Source organism: Pseudomonas sp. LBUM1678 (assembly GCF_059695575.1).
The window spans coordinates 2,641,497-2,661,696 of the sequence record NZ_CP166775.1 but is presented as its reverse complement, the minus strand read 5'-3'; the positions used below and the strand labels follow the sequence as shown (position 1 = coordinate 2,661,696).

Genomic DNA, 20,200 nt, shown 5'->3' with positions numbered 1-20,200 from the left:
TTGACGGCTGACCGCTGACGTCCTGGTTTCGGTGCCAGGGATCAACTAACCGATGGGCTACCTGTATTAGCGAATCAACTTTGAAAGATCACCAAATGGTCAAGGGGCATATTATGAATCTGAACAATCAACCTACTATCGATGAACTGGCTGGTATCTTCGCTGCGCAAAAAGACAGCCACGACAGCCACATTCTGTGGATCAGCAAATCGGGCCAGGTTCATATCGACTGCCTGTCGCCGCATGCCCACGAAGCCGAGTTCGACCAGAACAATCAGAACCTGCTTGCCCGACTGAAGATGTACCGTCGCGGCCAGGGCTACGTCGGCAAGAAAGCCGCGGCCGACAAGGACTTCATCGGTCATGTTCTGCAAACGCTGAAACAGGCGTGGGCCTCGATGCAGAACCAGAATGAAGTTCGGGTGATTGACCGGTTCTACTGATATCCCCCCGCTGCTCATCAATAAAAAAGGCCCCGCTCGAATGATCGAGCGGGGCCTTTTTTTGTTTGTCTCGTGCGCGGCAAATGCAGCTATTGTTAAGCGTATTCGCTGCTGTGCCCCTGGAGACTTGCGATGAAAAATACCCTGACATTTCTGTTGTTGCTGTCCACCGCAACGATTGCTCAAGCAAACAAGATCGAAGGTGTTCCCTCATTCGATGTGGAATGCCCCGGAAAAATGATTATTCACGCGGATCAGGACGGACCGGTGTTGATCAACAACGTAGAAGCCGAAACCAAAGCCATGATCAAAGAGCGCAGCTTCGAAGCCAAGGGTTCGGGCGTGACGATTTCGATCGTCCTCGCCGATGACGACTCAGTCACAGTGACCTCCACGGGCAAGGCCCCCAATGGCGTCTGCCAATCACTGGACGACTGACTCCGTCGCCGCCCCCAACACCAGATTCATGAACGCCACAGACGCCGCGCTGTGATAGTTGTTCTTGCGCCGCAGCAGCGCCGCCCCGCGTGTAGGCGCGTCCCCCAGCAACGGAATTTTGCGCAGTGCCCGGTCCTGGGTGGCGATGGGCTCCGGGAGGATGGTGGCGATGGCCGTATGCCGGATCACCTCCAGCAACGTGCTCACCGAATTGACCTCAATCACCACCTTCGGCGTGATCTGCTCCTGAGCAAAATACTCATTGATGCGGGTGCGAGTGACGAAGTCCTGGGCCAACAGCGCAAAATCCAGTTGCGCCACCTCTTCAGCGGACAGCGCGACCTGGCGCTCATATAACGGGTGATCCCGCCCTACCATCACTCCCAGGGTTTCGGTAAACGCCGGGATCGATTCGATGTCGGCATTTCTGACCTGGGTAAAGGCGATGGCGATGTCCAGCGAGTCATCCGCCAGCCCCGCCTCGATGTCATCCATCGACAGCTCGAAAATCTGCAGATGGATGTTAGGAAACCGCGCCACGTAATCGCGCACCAACGGCCCCACCAGATACGCCATGAACGTCGGTGTCATGGCCAGGCGCAAGGTGCCGCGCGACAAGTCCTTCACGTCATGCAACGCCCGCTTGCCGGCTTCCAGTTCCACCAATACTCGACGTGCGCACTCGATGTAGGCCTCGCCCGCATCGGTCGGTTTGACCGTGCGCGAGGTGCGATCGAACAGGCTCACGCCCAGGGTTTCTTCCAGTTGGCGGATTTGCTGGGACAGGGTCGGTTGTGAAACGTGCAGCGCCTCGGCGGCGCGGGTGAAACCGCCGTGGTCGGCAACTGCCAGCAGATAACGCAAATGTCGCAGCAACATGGGCACACCATCTATAGGCAGGGCTTATGCGCAGCATTGTATATCGGTCTTGGACGCTATGAATCAATCGGCAGAAGATTGCTTCACACCCAAGCAATACAACCCCGACAGGAGAAACACCATGCAACAGTCCCACGCTTACAACGACCCAAGCCTGGCCCTGACCACCTCGATTCTCGATGCCAAGGCCCGCAAAAACCTGTCCTGGCAGGACCTGACCGACGGCACCGGCCTGGGCCTGGCCTACGTCACCGCCGCCCTGCTCGGCCAGCACCCGCTGCCGGAATCTGCCGCCAAAGTCATTGGCGAAAAACTGGACCTGGACGCCGACGCCGTGGCCCGCCTGCAAATCATCCCGCTGCGCGGCAGCCTCTCCGGTGTGCCGACCGACCCGACCATCTACCGCTTCTACGAAATGATCCAGATTTACGGCACCACCTTGAAAGCCCTGGTTCATGAGCAGTTTGGTGACGGCATCATCAGCGCGATCAACTTCAAGCTCGACATGAAGAAGGTCGAAGATCCGGAAGGCGGCCACCGCGCTGTGATCACCCTGGATGGCAAGTTCCTGCCATTGCGTCCGTTCTAACCAATCTGAATACACGCAATTCCCTGTAGCAGCTGTCGAGCACCGCGAGGCAGCGTCCGAAGACGAAGTCTTCGCAGCCCCATACGACTGCTCCGCAGTCGGACGCAGCCTCGCGGTGCTCGGCAGCTGCTACAGGGTAACCATCCGATTCAAGAGGACATCACCATGAAAGCGCTCATCGAAGGTTTTTTGAAGTTCCAGAAAGAAGCGTTTCCGCAACGCACTGACCTGTTCAAACACCTGGCCACCACCCAGCATCCCGGCACGTTGTTCATCACCTGTTCCGATAGCCGCGTGGTCCCGGAACTGCTGACCCAGCAAGAACCCGGTGAATTGTTTGTGATCCGCAACGCCGGCAACATCGTGCCCTCCTACAGTCCACACCCGGGCGGTGTGTCGGCCACGGTCGAATATGCGGTCGCAGTACTGGGCGTGACCGACATTGTGATCTGCGGCCACTCGGATTGCGGTGCCATGACCGCCGTCGCCAAGTGCAAATGCATGGATCACCTGCCGGCTGTCAGCGGCTGGTTGCAACACGCTGAATCAGCCAAGGTCATCAACGAGTCCCGCCCTCACGCCGATGACGCGGCGAAGGTTAGTTCGATGGTCCGCGAGAACGTCATCGCGCAACTGGCCAACATCCAGACGCATCCGAGCGTGCGCCTGGCCCAGGAAAAAGGTCAGCTGAACCTGCATGGCTGGGTCTACGACATCGAGACAGGTTCGATCGACGCCTTGGAGGCCGGCACCCGCGCGTTCGTGTCGCTCGCCGAACACCCGACTACCTGCGCCGTTTACGGCAAAGCCGTCGAAGCCGCTTGATGGGGGGCCGTACTAGATCTCTAACACCAAGGGCTCATCACCCTTGGCCGGCACCGCGCAGCAGATCAGGACTTCCCCTGGTGCCGGCAGCTCGGCGGGCATGTTCAGATAATGCACCTGCCCGCTGAGCAACCGGGTGCGGCACGTCCCGCACGAGCCGCCACGGCAACTGAAGTCCGGTGTCAAGCCACGGCGTTCAGCCAGTTCCAGCAAACTCCCGCCACCCGGCTCCCAGCGTGCCTCCTTGGCCGACGCTGAAAACACCACTTTCACCGAACTGTCCGCTGCCGGCACTTGTGCCGGAGCCGGGCTCAGTTGGTCGCGCAGACGGACCAACGTGGAAGGCCCGAACGTTTCCGCATGAATGCGCTCGTCACCAATGCGCAAGGCTCGCAAACTGTCATAAATCCCCTGAGTAAACGCACCGGGCCCGCACAGATAAAAATCGTAATCGTCCAGCGGCAGTAACGCCTTGAGCAACTCGATGTCGACCCGCCCCGCCACCTCGAAATCCTCACCTTCTCGGGCATGGTCCTCAGGTTGACTGAGCAGACGCAGCGCGCGCACTGAATCCTTGGCACGGGTGGCCAGTTCGTACAACTCATCGCGAAACCCCAGCTCGGCGAGGCTGCGGGCACTTTGAATAAACCAGGTCGGCCGAGTGCGGCGGATGCGTTCGCCTTCGTAGATCACCTCGCGCAGCATCGACAACAACGGCGTCACGCCGACGCCCGCGGCCAGCAGCACCAGCGGCCGACGCTCATCCGCTTTCACCGTGAACCGGCCCTGCGGCGCGCGGGCCTCGATCAGATCGCCCTCGCGGACACGCTCGTGCAGATGCGATGAAATCAGCCCGTCACGCTTGACGCTGATTCGGAAAAAACTGTCCGACGGCGCGCTCGACAGGCTGTAAGTGCGCACCAAAGGCGCCTGCCCCTCGGCCAGGCAAAAGCGCACGGGCAAATGCTGGCCGGCCTCGAAGCGCGGCAAGCCGGCATCGTCGGTCGGCTCCAGGTAAAACGAACGGATACTGGTGCTTTCTTCAACGATGCGGGCCACACGCAATAATCGCCATTGATCGCGCAAGGCATCGGCCTGCATTCGACCTTCAGCCTGCTGCCAACTGCCGGTCATCAGGCTGTTGGGAGAGAATCCTTCAAATTGCCAGCGCAGCGACAGCACGCCGGCGCGGCGTACGACGTGCTCTACCGTCATTCGCCAGAGCCGTTCAGCGCCCTGGAACGCCGCTATTTCAGGGCCTTCGAGGATGATCTCGGTGCGCCCCGCGACTTGCAGCACATCACCCGATTCGAAGTCGACAAACAGCAGCCCCACCCGTGGATTGAGCAGCAGATTGCCCAAGGTATTGAAATGCAGATTGCCGGCAAAATCGGGGATCGTCAGCACGTTGCCCTCGACACGCACGAAGCCGGCATTGCCCCCGCGATGCGAGACATCCACCGAGCGTTTTGTCGGATCGCCATCGAGGTCTACGTAGCTGGTAAGGAAAAAGGTATCGGCGTTGCCAATAGTCGTTCGGGCGGCTTCGTCGAGCTCATCGAAACGCTCGACAGCCACCGCAGATGAAGGGCGGCCCACCGAGCCAGGGTCGACGGCTCGCAGTTGAATGTATTGCGGGCAATTGCCAAAGGCGTGCTCGACGGCAACGGCAAAACCGGCTTGGGTGGCGGTGCTGATGCGGCCATTCATTCGGTTGCGTCGGCGGGTTTTCAGGTCGATACCGAGCAGCCCCACCGAGGCGCCCGCCTTGAGCGCGGCCCGGACGGGATCGCCCTCGGCAGGCAGGCGTTCGAGTTGCAACTGGTGGGGATCCGGCGAATGCGCAAATCCGGGCGGCCCTTCAATCAGGGTCGCCCATGGCACGCCGTGCTCATCGACAGCGCCCACCAGCAAATACGGCAGTTGCGCGTAGAAAAGCTGATGCTGCTCGGGCAGATAATCGCGCACCACCTTGCGCCCGAAGACTTCCATGCGCTCGGCCACACCGACGCTTTCCTGCAACTGCCGCTCGCCCGCATGCCAGGGTGACGCGCCCTGCTCTTGCGACTGATTCATGACGACCTCTACGCCTTCGTAAACAGGTGTCTTCGCCCGCAAGCCTGGGCTTGCGTTTGTGGCTCAGGCGTTGAAGCGTAGTTCGCCGTGTCGGACTATGGCGGTTCGTCGGATGTACGGAGCAGATGAAGGGCGTGCCGGATCAAGGCACTTGCGGCGTTTCATACCACTGGCGAGACGGGGTCGGAAAACGCATTTTCTGGCGGATATTGGCTGCGTTCGCGGCGCTGCTCAGGTGTTCGAGCAGCACGAAGGCGACTTCCGTTGCAGTGCCGGGGCCACTCGAAGTAATGATGCGGCCATCGACCACCACGGGCCAGTCGACGAAGCGGGCACCGGATTCAACCAATTGGTTTTTGCGCTTGCCACCCACTTGGTGATAGGTCGTGGCGTCTTTGCCTTTCAGCACCCCGGCAACGCCCAGGCACACCGACGACACGCAGACACTGGCGACGATTTTACCGGCCGCGACAAAGTGCCGGATGACCGCCAGAAACGGCTCACTCAAGGCCTCTTCATAAAAGCCCGACGGTTCAAATCCGCCGGGCAATGCCAAGGCATCGAAGCTGTCCAGATCCAGCTCACCCAACAAATGACCGGGATTGAGGGACAGCCCGAAGGTCGTGACAATTTGCGGTCGAAGGCCGGCATTGATCAATTCCACGGGTTGGTCGCCAAGCAGATTGGCCCAACCGAGCACATCGGTAAACGCCGCCATTTCTAGCGGCTCGACACCGTTGGCCAACAACATAAGGACGCGTTTCATTGGGTAAACCTCTCAGGGACCGGCAGATAGTCCGCCTTTGCTTCCCATGAGAGAACACCCAAAAAACGCAATCCAGTGTTGCTTGAGCTGAAATGCCCGCGTCGCAGCGCTCCCGGTTCAGGGGAGCGCTGCTCACAAGGTCGCCCTGATCAGTGGTCGTCCTGGTCTGACGATGATGGCCGTCGCTCGACAGTTTCTTCGGCATTGGGGGGAACTGGATTACTGCCTGGCGTGAACACGTGAGTCAGCAATTCCCGGGCATCGATTTCGACGACACCCGGCACCGAACGGGCCAGCGCAACCGCCTGCTCACACTGTTTATGGGTATCGACTCGACCGCTCAAAGCCACCGTAGACCCAAGGGTTTTGACATGGATCTGCAGGCCAAGGCTGGGTTTGGCCAATGCCAGAGCCGACTTCACCCTGGCGGTAATCCACGTATCGTGCATGACCGCTTCCAGGTCATGGGAGTAATGCTGAAAGGAATGAAGTTTCATGGCGCAGCCCTCACTCAGAACACAGACGCAAACACACCTTAATTATAGTGCGCTCGCGGCCTGCGCCCGGAATGCTCAGCGTTTGACCGACAAATCCGTCTGGGTCATGCGACTACGAACAGTAAACACCCCATCTCCCGAAAGAATGGCGCTGCGGGCAAACAGGCGACCGCTTTCCCAGTTCGAAAGCCCCAGCTCCGGCTTGTTCAGCGCGTACTGCCCATCAACCCAGCGAGTAATCCCGTTGCCCACAAACGGCGCGTTGACCGCGTTGTAGAAACGTTCGTGCGCCGCCCCGTCTTCACTGATCAGCGACACGGTGAACTGCGGGCTGTAGCGATTGAACAAGGTGATGGCGCTGTCCAGGTCATCAACGATTTTGAGGCTGACTTCCGGGGTTTCTTCCCATTCCCACTCGCGGCCCAACTGATCCTCGGGCAACGGTTCGGCCAGCGCCTCGGTCTGGTAGCCTTCGGCGCGATACACCTCAACGCTGCCGGTCTGCCATTCAGTCGGCAACCAGGGTTCGCTGCCCTCGACGATATGCAACTTGCAACCCTGACCCCGAGCTGTACCGGCCTGTTGCAGCGCGTCGAGAAACAGCGGCACCAGTTCAGCGGCGCGGTCGCGCTGGATCAGGCAGACGTTCAGGGTGTTGCAGACTTTGCGGTCCAGAGAATTGCGCACCACGGCGGCGAAGCGCTGGGCGTCAGCATCCTTATCGGCGATCAGCCAGGCGCCACCGGTGCCGTGCAGGCTGACGGCGGTGCCGGCCTGTTGGGCGATGCTGCCCAGCTGGCTGACCGCACGGCCCGAACCACGGGCCACGGCCAGCGACAAACGCCGGTCGGCGAACATCGCCCAACCGGCGGCGTGATTGACGCTTTCCACCAAAGACACCGCGCCGGTCGGCAAACCGGCGTCGCTGAGGGCCGGGTTCAGTGCGTGAGTGACGATGGCCTGAGCCGTGCCCAACGCATCGCTGCCAATGCGCAGCACGGCGGTGTTGCCGGTGCGCAAGACACCGGCGGCGTCGGCGAAGACATTCGGCCGGCCTTCGAACACGAACGCGACGATGCCCAGTGGCGACACCACTTGCTCGACTTTCCAGCCGTCGTGCTCGACGCAACTGATCACTTTGCCGCGAGTCGCCGCCGCATCACGCCAGGCTCGCAGGCCGGCGATCATGTCGCGGCGCATGCGCTCATCGGCCAGCAGCCGTGTGGTTGAACGTCCGCGGGCCTTGGCGCGTTCGATATCGGCCAGGTTGGCGGCCTCGATCAAGGCCCAGCACTCCGGGTTTTCCAAACGCTGAGCGAAGAGATCGAAGAACGCGCTGATCGCCTGATCCGAGACGCTGGACAGCGCGGTGAACGCCGCTTCGGCGCGCTCGATGGCGACGGCCGCCGCTTGCTGGTCAGCCACCGGGATCAGCAACAACTCGCCGCTGACCTGTTCCACCAGCAAATGGTCCCCGGGCTGAAAGCGCGCGGCCAGTTCGGGGCTGACGACAGTGACACGATTACCGGCAAAAGGGATCGGCGTGCCAGCGACTAGACGTTCGAGCGCAAGAGACATGAAGCGGTTTCACCATGCAGGGGGCGGCTGGAAAATGTATAGGAAAATCCAGGGAGCGTCATTAACCGCGCCAACCCGAATGCCTTAGAACACCGACCAGCCAATCCGCTGGCTCAACAATTCCAGCGCCGCCATCCCGGCCAGGGAGTTGCCGGCGGCATTCAATTCCGGGGACCAGACGCACACCGTGAACTGCCCCGGCACCACCGCGACAATCCCCCCGCCGACGCCGCTCTTGCCCGGCAAACCGACGCGATAGGCAAAATTGCCGGCCTCGTCGTACAGCCCGCTGGTGGCCATGATCGAGTTGACTTGCTGGGTCTGGCGGGCGGTGAGGATCTGTTCGCCGCTGTGTTTGCAGAACCCGTCGTTGGCCAGAAAGCAGAACGCCCGCGCCAGGTCCACGCAATTCATGCGCACCGCGCAATGGCTGAAGTAGCTGCGCAGTACGGCTTCGACGTCGTTGTGAAAGTTGCCAAACGACTGCATCAGGTACGCCATGGCCGCGTTACGCGCGCGGTGCTGGTATTCGGATTCGGCGACCTTGCCGTCCACCATGACCTGCGGGTTGCCGGACAGCCGACGGACAAAGTCGCGCATCGACAACGCCGGCGCGGCAAAGCGTGACTGATTGATGTCGCAGATCACCAGGGCACCGGCGTTGATGAACGGATTGCGCGGGCGGCCGCGCTCGAATTCCAGTTGCACCAGCGAGTTGAACGGTTGACCGGAGGGCTCGTGACCGAGACGCTCCCAGATCGCTTCGCCGGAGTGGTCGATGGCCTGCACCAGGCTGAACACCTTGGAAATACTCTGCACCGAGAACGGCGTGTCGGCATCGCCCGCGCAATACAACTCGCCGTCGTTGCCATACACGGCAATGCCCAACTGATTGGCCGGCACCGTGCCGAGGGCAGGAATGTAGTCAGCCACCTTGCCCTGACCGATCAGCGGCCGGACAGCGTCAAGGATCTCGTTCAACAGCGCTTGCATGCCGGGTTCCGAAGTCTCGCCCCATGGGATTGCGGGGACACGGAGGCTAGACGCTGTTGATTGGCGCGGGATCACAGATTGCCGCCCCTCCTCTCACGAACACCACTGCCTTGTAGCAGCTGCCGAGCCTGCGAGGCTGCGTTCGGCTCGGTCCGCGCTCGGGCGAAGCAGTCGTGAACCCTGTGCACGCGACTTACCTGAACTACCGAATCGGTTGATTTCACGACTGCTTCGCCCGAGCGCGGACCGAGCCGAACGCAGCCTCGCAGGCTCGGCAGCTGCTACAGGATTGGGGGTTGGCTGAGCAATTTCTGGGACTGTGTATCGGAGTGTGTACAGACCCGCCTGCGACACACCCTGCCCCTAAAACCCCTGGCAAAAGACACATCGCAGATACACCCGCTTGATGAACTGTGCGTGTCGATTGGCCAAGCCGATCAAAGCGCTCAACTCACTCAACGCTACGGAGTATCACCATGTTCAAGCTCTCGACTTCTTCCCTGACCCTCGGCCTGATCATCGCAGGCGGCCTGGCCCTGTCCAACGTGGCTTCGGCTTCCGAATCCGAGGCGTTCAGCATGAAACAACTGGCCCACGGCTACAGCCAGGCCCAGGCCGACACCTCGGAAAAACCCGCTGAAGGCAAATGTGGCGAAGGTAAATGTGGCGAAGGCAAGTGCGGCGCCGGCGAGTAACCCTGTGCGCGGGGCAACCTTGCCCCGCCTCCCTGTCTGAACGGAGATCAAGCCCATGAACACCTCACTCTCATCGGCCGTGAAAGGCCTGCACCTGAACCTCGATCGTGCCGGTAGCTGGCTCGCGCCTTTGACACTGCGGCTGTTCATTGCCTGGGAATTCTTCGAATCGGGCCTGGAAAAATGGAACGGCGACAACTGGTTTGCCGACATCCAGGACGCCTTCCCGTTTCCGTTCAACCACGTGTCGGCGACGCTCAACTGGGAACTGTCGATGTGGGCCGAGCTGATTTGCGCCCTGGCCATCCTGGTAGGTCTCGGGACGCGGGTGTCGGCCATCATTTTGATCGTTGTCACCATCGTCGCGACCGCCGCCGTTCACTGGCCGGCCGATTGGTCTACATTGAGTGAGCTTGCCCAGGGTTACTCCATCAGCAACAAAGGTCACGGCAACTTCAAACTGCCGCTGATCTACCTCGCAGCCCTTACGCCGTTGTTGCTCTCGGGTGCCGGCAAGCTCAGCCTGGATGCACTGTTGGCTCGTTTCGCCTGGCGTCGCAATAACCGTTGATGCGCCAGAGTCTTCATCGCGTCCTCCACTCCCATAAAAACGGAGCATTCGCCATGAGCCTCACTCTCTACGGTTTTGACGGCAGTACGTATGTGCGCACAGTGAAGATGCTGCTTGCGGAAAAAGGTGCGGATTTCGACCAGTTGCAGGTCAATGTGATGAAAGGCGAACCGCACCTGCCCGAACACCTGGCACGCCATCCGTTCGGCAAGGTGCCGGTCATCGATCACGACGGTTTCCGCATTATCGAAACCGACGCAATCGTGGCGTATCTTGACGAAGTCCTGCCGGGCCCTTCCCTGACGCCCGACAATGCCCACGACCGTGCCCGCACACATATGGTCATGGGAATTTACGACTCCTACGGCTACGGTGCGCTAGGCTCGGTGTTCGGCTATCACTTGTTCCCCGACTTCATCGGAGGAAAAAACGAAGAGTCGCGCCGTAAAGGCATCGAGGCCTCGAAAATGGTCCTGCGTGAATTGATGAAAATCAAAGGCTCCGATCCATTCGTCGCCGGCCAGGATCCGAGCCTGGGTGACTTTTACCTGGCACCGGCCTGTGCTTACATGGCGATGACGCCGGATGCACCGCAGGTGTTTGCCGTCAACGGCTTCGATGACTGGTGGAAACGGATTCAGGCACTGCCGAGCTTTCAGGCCACTCCACCACAATAAGCTTCCCCCCTCACTTGTGTAGACAGGAGCCACCATGAGCGTGACCACCCAATGGATCGAGATCGACAGCGACGAAGGCACATTCGGCGCGTACCTGGCGATTCCGCATACCCGCAAAGGCCCGGGGATCGTGTTGATCCAGGAGATCTTCGGCGTGAATGAACACATCCGCTCGGTTGCGGAGCAATACGCCGCCGATGGCTACCTGGTGATCGCGCCGGACCTGTTCTGGCGCAACGGCCACCGCATCGAATTGACCTACGACGAAGCCGGCTGGAAACGCGCCGTCGAGCTGATGAACGCCACGGACATCGACAAGGCGCAGGCCGACATCAAACTGGCCATCGACGCGCTGGATGCGCAACCTGGCCTGGACGGCGGGATCGCTTCCATCGGTTATTGCTTCGGCGGCTTGTTGTCCTACCTCACCGCCACCAACGGGCTGGTGGAAGTGGCCGTCGCCTACTACGGTGGCGGCATCCAGAACTATCTGGACCGCGCCGATGAAATCGAGGTGCCGCTGCTGATGCACTTCGGTGAACAGGACAGCCACATTTCACTGGAAGCCGTGGAGAAAATCGCCGAGCGTTTCGAGAACAACGATAACGTGGAAATTGTCGTGTACCCGGAGGCCGAACATGGCTTCAACTGCTCCCATCGCGACAGCTACAACCAGCGTGCAGCGGCTGAGGCCCATGGCAATACGTTGATCTTTTTGGGTCAAGAACTGTAACCCGGCATGCCATTGAGTTGACGCAAAACCTGTAGGAGCCAGGCTTGCCGGCGAAAGCGTCCTTCAAGACGCCTTCGCCGGCAAGCCTGGCTCCTACAGTTCGTTTGGGGGTTCGAGATTAAGAACTTCCCCAGACCGCGTTTTTATCAGACCGCTTCCGTCGTCGTCGCAGCGACCTGCACTGGATGAAACGTGCGTTCGTGAACATGCCGATGGGGCGTACGGTCGATGTTGAGGCTTAGTATTTCCGGACGGCTGTAGTGGCCGCGGCCGTCCATCTGACGTTTGCGGATTTCGATCTGGAACAGGTCGATGTCAGCGATCACTTCGCCCTCTCCTTCGGTCAGTGCGCCGACGACTTCACCTTGAGGATCAATGATCGCGGTGTAGCAACCGCCGGAGATCGGGCCGATCTCGCAACCGGTGTCGGCCATGATTTGCGCCTGCTGTTCCGGGTACAACCACGCGGTCGAGTTCACCACGAAGCAAGCCGATTCCAGTGCGTGCATGCGGATGCTGACTTCCATCTGGCGGGTGAACAGGGGACCGGCGAACGAGCCCGGGTACATCGAGGCGTGGATCTGTTCGCCGTCTTCGATCAAGGCGTAACGCGCCAGCGGGTTGTAATGTTCCCAGCAGGCCAGTTGGCCGATACGCCCGACCGCGCTGTCGGTGGCGCGCAGGCCGGAGCCGTCGCCCATGCCCCAGATCATACGTTCGTGATAGGTCGGCGAAATCTTGCGCCGCGCCTGAATCAGGGTGCCGTCAGCATCGAACAGCAATTGCGTGTTGTAGAGGGTGCTGCCATCGCGCTCGTTGACGCCGATGGACACCACCATGTTGGCTTCCTTGGCTGCCTTGCCGATGGCATCGGTAGTCGCAGATGGAACAACCACGGCTTGTTCCAGCAGTTTGTAGTGCTCGGAACCCATCTTGAACGGGCTCTGCACAAAGGAGAAATACGGGTAGTACGGCACGATGGTTTCAGGGAAAACGGCGAACTGCACGCCCTTCTCGCCGAGTTCACGAATCTTGCTGACGACCTTTTCTACCGTGCCTTCTCGGCTGTAGAGAACAGGAGCAATCTGGACGGCGGCGGCTTTGACAATGGTCATGGCGGTGATCTCACTGAGGGAATGGGCTTCAACGAGATCAAGATTACGACAATAATATTTTGTCTCAAATGCCGAATACACCACCTTTTAGGACACCTTCCCCCTTCTGTACGAGCTGTCGAGTGAAACGAGGCTGCGATCTTTTGATCTTTAGCAGTTTCAGATCTGCCGAAAATCAAGATCAAAAATCGCAGCCTCGTTTCACTCGACAGCTGCTACACGGTTCCTAGGCGCGATTGGCGCGCTGGATCACTTGCGGCGGCTGCCCGAACGCACGGATAAACGCCCGGCGCATACGCTCGCGATCACCAAAACCGGTGTCGGTGGCCACCACATCGATAGAGTGCCGTCCGGTTTCCATCATCAGCCGAGCGGCCTCCACCCGCAGGTTTTCGATGGCTTTGGCCGGGGACTGGCCGGTTTCGGCATGGAACACCCGACTGAACTGCCGTGGGCTGAGATTGGCTGCGCCGGCCAGTTCTTCTACCGACAGCGCTGATTTGAGGTGTTGCTTGGCGTAGGTCAACGCGGCCTGGATGCGATCGGTCTTGGGCTCAAGATCAAGCATCACCGAAAACTGCGACTGCCCTCCCGACCGTCGGTGATAAACCACCAGTTGCCGGGCCACCAGGCGCGCCACCTCCGCACCCAGATCCTTTTCCACCAGGGCCAGCGCCAGATCGACACACGCGCTCATGCCCGCAGCGGTCCAGATATTGCCGTCATTAATGAAGATACGGTCCTCTTCCACCAACACCTTTGGATACGCCCGCTGCAAGGCCGGGGCATGACACCAATGCGTCGTCGCCCGCCGACCATCCAGCAAACCGGCCTCGGCCAGTGCAATCGCGCCGGTGCAGATCGAACCCAGGCGCCGGGTGGTCAGGCTGGCGTTGCGTAAAAACGCCACCATACCCGGTGATGTCGGCCGTATCAGGTTGTCGCCCATCACCAGCAGCGTGTCGAAAGTGCGCTGATCGAATGCGCTGGTTTCCACGCCGAACCCGGCGGAGGTCTGCACCGAACCGCCATGCTCGGACAGCAAGGTGAGGCTGTACACCGGCTCGTCGGAGGTCGTGTTGGCCAACTCAAAGGTGGCGCACATGGCGAGGCCGAGTACCTGGAAGCCGGGATAGACGATGAGTCCGATGTGGTGCACTGAGGGTGCCTTCTGACTTAAATGGTGGCATGAGGGGTTTCAAGCCATTGGGGTCGAACTCTACGCCTCTGCGTCTTCAGGTAAATAGTGCTGCGATCAACGGAATTACTTTTTTGTCACCCGCTTAATGCCGATCAGTTAAGCCGTAACCCGATCCGTAGCAGCTGGCGAAGCCTGCGTTCGGCTGCGTAGCAGTCGTGAAATCAGTCGATGCGGTGTAACAGGAAAACCGCGTGTTCAGGATTTACGACTGCTACGCAGCCGGACGCAGGCTTCGCCAGCTGCTACAAAGAATTGCGTCATCCCAAAAACTGATCGGTATCAGGTGATCCGCCACCTATATTTCTAGCAATGCGTCATGGGCGTCTCTCGAACGCCCATGCCCCATGCCAGATCAAAGCTGACCAGCCACCGCCATGTTCACAAAGCGCGTATCAAAGCGCAGCTTGATGTTGTTCTTGTCGCCCAGGGTCGAGCCATCGGCGAATTGCATGCCCACCGCATCGGCGCTGGTTGCCGCCTGACCGAGCAAACCCTTGGCGAAGGAGAAGGAGCGGACCTTGTCCATGGTGTGGCGGATGGCGTCGGAGTTGGCGAATTCAAACGCGGTGGTCGGGGTGTAGAACAGCATGGTCTGGGTCAGTTGATCCTCGTACCCCTTCAAGTCAGTGCCCGAGCGTTCGGCCATGGACGTGCGCGCAGCCTGGGCCTGCTCGCTGTCGCCGGACATCAATTGCAAGGTCTCGAACCACGCGCCGACCAGCGCTTTGCCCAGCTCCGGGTTGGCCTTCAAGGTCTCGGTGTTCACCGCCATCATGTCGATGATCTCCCCCGGAATCTCTTTGGAGGTGAAGACCTGAACGGCTGTCGGCGACTGCTTCATCACCATGCTCAGTTGCGGATTCCACAGGGCCGCAGCGGTCACGCCGGGCGTGGTGAAAGAAGCCACGGCATCGGCGTCGGAGGTGTTCATGATCTTGATATCCCGTTGCGACAGGCCATGGATATCCAGGGCGCGGGACATCAGGTAGTCGGAGACCGACAGCTCCACCAGGTTGACTTGCTGGCCCTTGATGTCGGCGAAGGTCTTGCCATGCTTGAGCACGATCGCATCGTTGCCGTTGGAGTAATCGCCGAGGATCAGGCCGGTGGTGTCCACGCCGTTGGCACTCGGAATGGTCAGCGCATCCATGTTGGTCATGCCACACGCATCGAAAGCGCCAGCGGCGTACTGGTTGATCGACTCGATATAGTCATTGAGCTGCACCAGTTCGATCTTGATCCCGTACCTCTTGGCCCACTTGTCGATGATGCCGCGCTCACTGGCATAACCCCACGGCATCCAGCCTGAATAGATCGACCAGGCGACCTTGAACTCTTGTTTTTTCTCAGCCGCAGACGCACCGAAAGTGAGACAGGACAAGGCCAGCAACACGGCGGCGAAACGGTAGAACACGCACGAGAATGCCTTCATGGAAACCTCACGGGTTATGAAATGGGTGACGCGTTGATGTCAAACGAGCGGCTGGGTGTAGCGGCTCAACGTCGGGGATTCACGTTCGTACCACTGCACGGCGCTGGTGGTGAATCCGGTGGCTTGTGCGTAGCTGACGTGCGCCTCAAGCGTGTCGATCACGAACACTCGCTCTCGGGCAACGCCATCGATGTTGAGTGACTGGCGCACGTGTTTGCCGTCGGCCAGAAGCTCGAAACCCTCAAGGTCAATCAAGGCCTGACCGACACGCCTGGCGCAGGTGGATAGCGTCACGTGGTAGCCCTTTTCCAGAGAACCTTCGGCCACCGAGGTCTCGAAATTGAAAGCCCGTTTGAGCCACTGCGGATCATCGCCGTTGCGGGCAACCTGATCGCGCAGCGACTCGCGACTGGATTCCAGCGGATCGGCGCGTCCCAGCACCATGGCCGCATGCTCGCCACAGACGATCAACCCACCGCCACGATGAAGCACACATCCGCTTTCGAGCTCTTTTTCTTCCAGTAGCCGCAGGCCGATCAAGACGCCCGGAGCCGACGACTGAAGTCGCCAGTCCTCGACATACGCTCCGCTGGGAGCGAACTCGATCATGCAGTTGCCGATCCGCTTCAGCACGCCGGGCTCCGGCCAACGGTTGTGCACCTGAAAAGATGTGTCGGTGTGCCAACTCAAGACCTCGCCTTCCCAAGAACACAAGGCTTCCCAGCCTTCGTAGTTGGCCAGGGTTTGCAACTCTTCAGCGCTGCATGCTTGCAACGGTTTGGCCGGCACTTGCCGATCTTCCAGCGGCAGGCGCAGGTCGATGGTGAAGTTGCGGCTTTGGAACCAGCAGACGTGGGTTCGCATATCGGTCAAGCCGTTGGCGAAGCTGATCGCCCGGCGCTTGTAGAAGCCGAGCATCCAGTCCGGTACGCCGTGAGCCGGTTGTTGTGGGTATCGAGCGACGAGATCGAGAAGGTGCATGTCTCAAACCTCCCCGGCCATGGCGGCACGCCCGAACGAGGACAACCCCTTCGAGCCGTCGGGCAAGTTCAACTCGCCCGCGGCCAGACGCTGCTTGAGGTAACGAAAGGTTTGCAGGGTTTGCGCGTAGAGGTGTTCGCCGCAGGCAACCGGCCCGTACCGACTGGGCGTTGCCGGGTCGACTAATTGCGCAATGGGCTCGATCACCGTGTCGTAGTCACAGGCGCAAAACATCGGGAAGGCATAGCGCTCCTGGGCGACTTTGCGCACCCGGTGTGCGGTGGCAACGTAAGTGCCGTTGCTCAGCACTTCCATCATGTCGCCGATGTTGATCACAAAAGCGTCTTCCACCAACGGCACGTCGATCCACTGCCCTGCCCCGTTCAACACTTCGAGGCCCGGTGCGGTCGGCAGCAGAATGGTGAAGCATTCATAATCGGTGTGAGCACCGATCCCCGGGCGATCCACCGGTGCCTCCGGCGAGAATGGGTAGTGAATCAGCCGCAGTTGACTGGGCGGGTTGGTCACCCGTTGGCTGATGGCGTCTTCCGGCAACCCCAGCGCCAGTGCGAAACCTCGAAACAATGTCAGGCTCAAACTGAACACCGCGTCGTAGTAGGCCTTGATGTCGTCCTTGAAGCCCGGCAGTGCCGGCCAGCGATTGGCGCCCAACATCGGTCGACGCCCCTCCTTCAGGGGGTAGTCGAAACCGACATCGAAGGCTTCCTTATGATCGATACCGCCTCCGGCAAACTGCTCTTCACCTTCGGGCACATAGCCGCTGTGATTACTCGAAAGCCCGATGTAATCCTGCATCTTCTGCTCGCACGACTGGGCGAAATACTCCACCGCGCGCTGCTTGAGCCGACTGATGATCTGCGGGTCGATACCGTGCCCCGTGACATAGAGGAATCCGGCATGCGACGCGGCATGCCCCAACGCCGTCGCTGTCTTGATGCGATCGACTTCGTGCTTGGAAAACAGGCCGTGGATATCCACGAGGGGCAAGGTTTTGAACGCTGAATGGGGTGTGATTCGAGGCTCGGGCGCCATAAGTAACCTCCTGATGATTAGTCAAAATGTCACCTGGTCGTCCAGATATCGCAGAGCCGTAAGGCCTCCGGGTCGTCCCGGATCAATCGCACCAGAAAAGGTGCTTGAGAGATAGAGCAATGTGCGTGCCACGTTCGTGTTGGCGGTTGAGTGCACGATTATCTTGTTGATTTGAAAAGGGCCAGGCGCAGGGCTGGCCCCTGAGGGCGTTCAGCTTCGGTTCAAAAAAAGGCACAAGATTGGGGCTGATGCCAATCAATCACGCCATAACGCGATCCGTAGCAGCTGGCGTAGCCTGCGTCCGGCTGCGCAGCAGTCGTAAACCTGAGTATGCGGTCCTCCTGGAACACCGCATCGTCTGACTTCACGACTGCTGCGCAGCCGGACGCAGGCTACGCCAGCTGCTACAGAATTGCGTTTGGCTTGACTGACTGGCACTGGCGTATCGGATTACTTCGCCGACCCATTACGCGGTTTGTAGAACCGAAACATCTTGGTCTCAAATGTTTTGGTGTACGCCTTGGACCAATCCGGTTTCACCGTGCGGTCATGGAAATACAACGCGCCACCGGTGCGATCCGGCAGTTGTTTATTCAGCGCCTTGCGGGCGATTTCCTTGGCGAGTGCATATTCGGTTTCTTCCTGGACCGTGTCCGATTTCCCATCGCACCACCACGAAAACTGGCAGCTCCTGGTTTCGGAACCTTGCTTGACCACCGCGCACACCGAGTCGGGAAAACCGGCGTGGCCGAGGCGGTTCATCACCACGTTGGCAACTGCTTGCATTTCGGCGGTGTCCTTGCCTTTGGCCTCCCAGTAGATGGAGCGGGCCATGCAGGTGATCGCATCGTCCAGCGGGGACTTGCCGGCCGGATCGACGGCCTGGACTTCGGATTGGGTGATCGCCTCGGATTTCGGTACGGACACGTCGCCGCCCTTCTCCGCGGCTTTGTGCTCAAGCACCTGGGCCTTGTCTTCGGCTACTTCTTTTTTTTGCTGCTGGTCGTCAGCGATGGCCTGACCGGCAAGAAGGATAATGGCGAGAAACGTAACTGACCATTTGAGGGGCATGATGGAGACACTCTGCAGGGCGTCGAGGGAAGCGCCCATTGGGCGACTTGGCTTCAGTGTAGTAGCCAAATCATGTCAGCAGGCACGCAACAATCTGCAAAAAGGCGTTGCGCGGCATGGGGTGAAATCGCGCATCATGGGCGCACTCAGTTCAAGGAGGATTTCCATGCGCGTTCCGTCATCCGTTTTGCGTGTTGCCGCGTTGTCATTCGGTCTGGTGTTCACCGCCACGGCGATGGCCACCGAAGAGACGCAACTGGTCGAATCCATCAACGTTTACCGCAGCCAGGTGCAGCGCTGTGGCGGTCAGGCCTCATCGGAGTTGCCACCGCTGACGAGCGATGCGCGGCTGGTTTTATCGGCCAGCGGGCCCGTCGATTTGCAGCAGGCCATGGCCCGGGCGTCGTACCCGTTGGTCAACGTGCAGGCGATCACCTTGTCTGGACCGCGTGATGCGCAGTCCGCCATAACGGCGATCAAGGAGAGCTTCTGCCAGGTGGTGCTGAACCCGCAGTTCATCGACGTCGGTGTCAGCCACGAGGGACGCGACTGGCGCATTGTGCTCGCGCGACCGCTGCTGACCGCGCGCCTGGGCGACGCCGCAGCAGAAGGCCAGAAGCTCCTGGAAATGCTCAACACCGCCCGCGCGCAGCCTCGTCAGTGCGGTGGTCAACCATTTGCCGCAACCACACCGCTGACCTGGAACGCGACGTTGGCAACCGCGGCCCAAGAACATACCCGGTCGATGGCCAATAACAATTTCTTCGACCACAAGGACCGCGACGGCCGCACCCCGGGTGATCGCGCCGAGCTGGCGGGTTACAACTATCAGGAGGTCGGCGAGAACATCGCCGCCGGGCAAGACACCCCGCGCAAGGTCGTCGATGGCTGGCTCGCCAGCGCCGGGCATTGCGCCAACCTGATGAACCCGAAGTTCCGTGAACTGGGCGCAGCCTATGCGGTTGATCCAAAGAGTGACGCCGGGATTTACTGGACAGCCATGTTCGGCACGCCGTAAGGGCGATGGACAGAGCGGTGATTCACCGCTCTTATAACGTATGTTGGCTGTCGCCGATTTTTTTGGCTTTTTCGATTGCCCACTCCAAAGAATCCTCCATGTCCAGCAGATGCGGGGACGGGTGATTGTCCTCCTCAATGACCGAACCGTCCGGCCGGTAAACACCGATGAACATCTTCAGAGAGCCGTCTTTTAATATCTCGGCTTTCACTTCGATCCTGCATCCGTTGGAAAGCGTCTCCTTGTGTTCCTCATGGCGTTCAGTCATTGCTGCATTCCTCTCGTCGGTGATAGCCGAGTAACGGGTTAACCGGGAATAACCCCCTTCTGTGCAAGCCGTTTCAACGCGTTGATCATGATCTCCTCATTGTTGACGACTTCGGTAAAACCCGCACGCCGAATCTTGTTCATGTCGCTAATCCTGTAGAGGGTCAGCCCGCCCGATTGAAATTATTCTGGACACCTGTAACAGCTGTAGCAGCTGCCGAGCAGCGCGAGGCTGCGTTCGGCTGCGAAGCAGTCGTCAAACCTGAGCACGCGGTTTACCTGATAGATCGCAGTGCCTGACT

22 protein-coding genes are annotated in these 20,200 nt (G+C 59.8%); 9 read left to right on the top strand and 13 right to left on the bottom strand.

Annotated elements, in window-relative coordinates; all coding sequences use genetic code 11:
- Positions 1-113 precede the first annotated feature (113 nt).
- A complete protein-coding gene (locus ACA070_RS12255; protein WP_131060161.1) occupies positions 114-443 on the top strand; it encodes a hypothetical protein in 330 nt (109 codons plus the stop codon).
- Positions 444-575: 132 nt separating this feature from the next.
- Positions 576-881, top strand: coding sequence for a hypothetical protein (locus ACA070_RS12250; RefSeq protein WP_497451334.1), 306 nt, complete (start codon positions 576-578; stop codon positions 879-881).
- Here ACA070_RS12250 and cynR read toward each other — a convergent pair.
- Entirely contained in the window at positions 867-1,760 is an 894-nt protein-coding gene (cynR, locus tag ACA070_RS12245) for a transcriptional regulator CynR (RefSeq protein WP_497451333.1), read from the bottom strand. The two genes, ACA070_RS12250 and cynR, sit on opposite strands and share 15 nt — an antisense overlap.
- A gap of 121 nt (positions 1,761-1,881) precedes the next feature.
- On the opposite strand from cynR, the gene cynS reads away from it, so the two are divergent.
- Together cynS and ACA070_RS12235 are read left to right on the top strand one after the other, a co-directional pair.
- Positions 1,882-2,349 (top strand): cyanase, encoded by a 468-nt coding sequence (gene cynS / locus ACA070_RS12240; RefSeq protein WP_461958417.1) that lies wholly within the window; start codon positions 1,882-1,884, stop codon positions 2,347-2,349.
- Positions 2,350-2,514: 165 nt separating this feature from the next.
- Positions 2,515-3,174 carry a carbonic anhydrase gene (locus ACA070_RS12235; protein WP_497451332.1) on the top strand — a complete coding sequence of 220 codons (660 nt, stop codon included), beginning with the start codon at positions 2,515-2,517 and terminating at the stop codon, positions 3,172-3,174.
- 12 nt (positions 3,175-3,186) lie between these two features.
- On the opposite strand, the gene ACA070_RS12230 is transcribed toward ACA070_RS12235, so the two are convergent.
- From ACA070_RS12230 to glsB, 5 genes are all read right to left on the bottom strand, one after another.
- The gene (locus ACA070_RS12230) at positions 3,187-5,250 is read right to left on the bottom strand and encodes a 2Fe-2S iron-sulfur cluster-binding protein (protein ID WP_497451331.1); all 2,064 of its coding nucleotides are present in this window, start codon (positions 5,248-5,250) and stop codon (positions 3,187-3,189) included.
- 142 nt (positions 5,251-5,392) lie between these two features.
- Entirely contained in the window at positions 5,393-6,016 is a 624-nt protein-coding gene (locus ACA070_RS12225; RefSeq protein ID WP_497451330.1) for a DJ-1/PfpI family protein, read from the bottom strand.
- A gap of 149 nt (positions 6,017-6,165) precedes the next feature.
- Positions 6,166-6,513: a BON domain-containing protein gene (locus tag ACA070_RS12220; RefSeq protein WP_497451329.1), complete on the bottom strand. Its 348-nt coding sequence runs from the start codon at positions 6,511-6,513 to the stop codon at positions 6,166-6,168.
- A 75-nt stretch (positions 6,514-6,588) separates the two neighbouring features.
- Positions 6,589-8,091, bottom strand: a complete 1,503-nt coding sequence (locus tag ACA070_RS12215; RefSeq protein WP_497451328.1) for an aldehyde dehydrogenase family protein — start codon at positions 8,089-8,091, stop codon at positions 6,589-6,591.
- A gap of 84 nt (positions 8,092-8,175) precedes the next feature.
- Positions 8,176-9,084 carry a glutaminase B gene (gene glsB, locus ACA070_RS12210; protein WP_010459549.1) on the bottom strand — a complete coding sequence of 303 codons (909 nt, stop codon included), beginning with the start codon at positions 9,082-9,084 and terminating at the stop codon, positions 8,176-8,178.
- A 476-nt stretch (positions 9,085-9,560) separates the two neighbouring features.
- On the opposite strand from glsB, the gene ACA070_RS12205 reads away from it, so the two are divergent.
- From ACA070_RS12205 to ACA070_RS12190, 4 genes are read left to right on the top strand one after another with little or no spacing between them, the layout of a single operon-like run.
- Positions 9,561-9,779 carry an HvfA family oxazolone/thioamide-modified RiPP metallophore gene (locus tag ACA070_RS12205; RefSeq protein ID WP_462026795.1) on the top strand — a complete coding sequence of 73 codons (219 nt, stop codon included), beginning with the start codon at positions 9,561-9,563 and terminating at the stop codon, positions 9,777-9,779.
- 55 nt (positions 9,780-9,834) lie between these two features.
- Entirely contained in the window at positions 9,835-10,350 is a 516-nt protein-coding gene (locus tag ACA070_RS12200) for an HvfX family Cu-binding RiPP maturation protein (RefSeq protein WP_497451327.1), read from the top strand.
- 53 nt (positions 10,351-10,403) lie between these two features.
- Positions 10,404-11,027, top strand: coding sequence for a glutathione S-transferase family protein (locus ACA070_RS12195; protein ID WP_461981322.1), 624 nt, complete (start codon positions 10,404-10,406; stop codon positions 11,025-11,027).
- A 34-nt stretch (positions 11,028-11,061) separates the two neighbouring features.
- On the top strand, positions 11,062-11,760 hold the full coding sequence (locus ACA070_RS12190; protein ID WP_462026792.1) for a dienelactone hydrolase family protein: 699 nt from the start codon (positions 11,062-11,064) through the stop codon (positions 11,758-11,760).
- 146 nt (positions 11,761-11,906) lie between these two features.
- On the opposite strand, the gene ACA070_RS12185 is transcribed toward ACA070_RS12190, so the two are convergent.
- The 6 genes from ACA070_RS12185 to ACA070_RS12160 form a co-directional block, all read right to left on the bottom strand.
- Positions 11,907-12,875 carry a nitrilase-related carbon-nitrogen hydrolase gene (locus ACA070_RS12185; protein ID WP_497451326.1) on the bottom strand — a complete coding sequence of 323 codons (969 nt, stop codon included), beginning with the start codon at positions 12,873-12,875 and terminating at the stop codon, positions 11,907-11,909.
- 226 nt (positions 12,876-13,101) lie between these two features.
- Positions 13,102-14,034 (bottom strand): GlxA family transcriptional regulator, encoded by a 933-nt coding sequence (locus tag ACA070_RS12180; RefSeq protein ID WP_497451325.1) that lies wholly within the window; start codon positions 14,032-14,034, stop codon positions 13,102-13,104.
- 394 nt (positions 14,035-14,428) lie between these two features.
- On the bottom strand, positions 14,429-15,508 hold the full coding sequence (locus ACA070_RS12175) for a putative urea ABC transporter substrate-binding protein (RefSeq protein ID WP_497451324.1): 1,080 nt from the start codon (positions 15,506-15,508) through the stop codon (positions 14,429-14,431).
- 39 nt (positions 15,509-15,547) lie between these two features.
- Positions 15,548-16,489, bottom strand: a complete 942-nt coding sequence (locus tag ACA070_RS12170; protein WP_497451323.1) for a hypothetical protein — start codon at positions 16,487-16,489, stop codon at positions 15,548-15,550.
- Positions 16,490-16,492: 3 nt separating this feature from the next.
- Entirely contained in the window at positions 16,493-17,542 is a 1,050-nt protein-coding gene (locus ACA070_RS12165; protein WP_497451322.1) for an isopenicillin N synthase family dioxygenase, read from the bottom strand.
- A gap of 450 nt (positions 17,543-17,992) precedes the next feature.
- Complete coding sequence (locus ACA070_RS12160; protein ID WP_497451942.1) at positions 17,993-18,613, bottom strand: cell wall hydrolase; 621 nt, start codon at positions 18,611-18,613, stop codon at positions 17,993-17,995.
- Between the two features lie 166 nt (positions 18,614-18,779).
- Between ACA070_RS12160 and ACA070_RS12155 the strand changes: the two genes are divergently transcribed.
- The gene (locus ACA070_RS12155; RefSeq protein WP_497451321.1) at positions 18,780-19,631 is read left to right on the top strand and encodes a CAP domain-containing protein; all 852 of its coding nucleotides are present in this window, start codon (positions 18,780-18,782) and stop codon (positions 19,629-19,631) included.
- 31 nt (positions 19,632-19,662) lie between these two features.
- On the opposite strand, the gene ACA070_RS12150 is transcribed toward ACA070_RS12155, so the two are convergent.
- Positions 19,663-19,899, bottom strand: coding sequence for a hypothetical protein (locus tag ACA070_RS12150; protein WP_497451320.1), 237 nt, complete (start codon positions 19,897-19,899; stop codon positions 19,663-19,665).
- Positions 19,900-20,200: the final 301 nt, after the last annotated feature.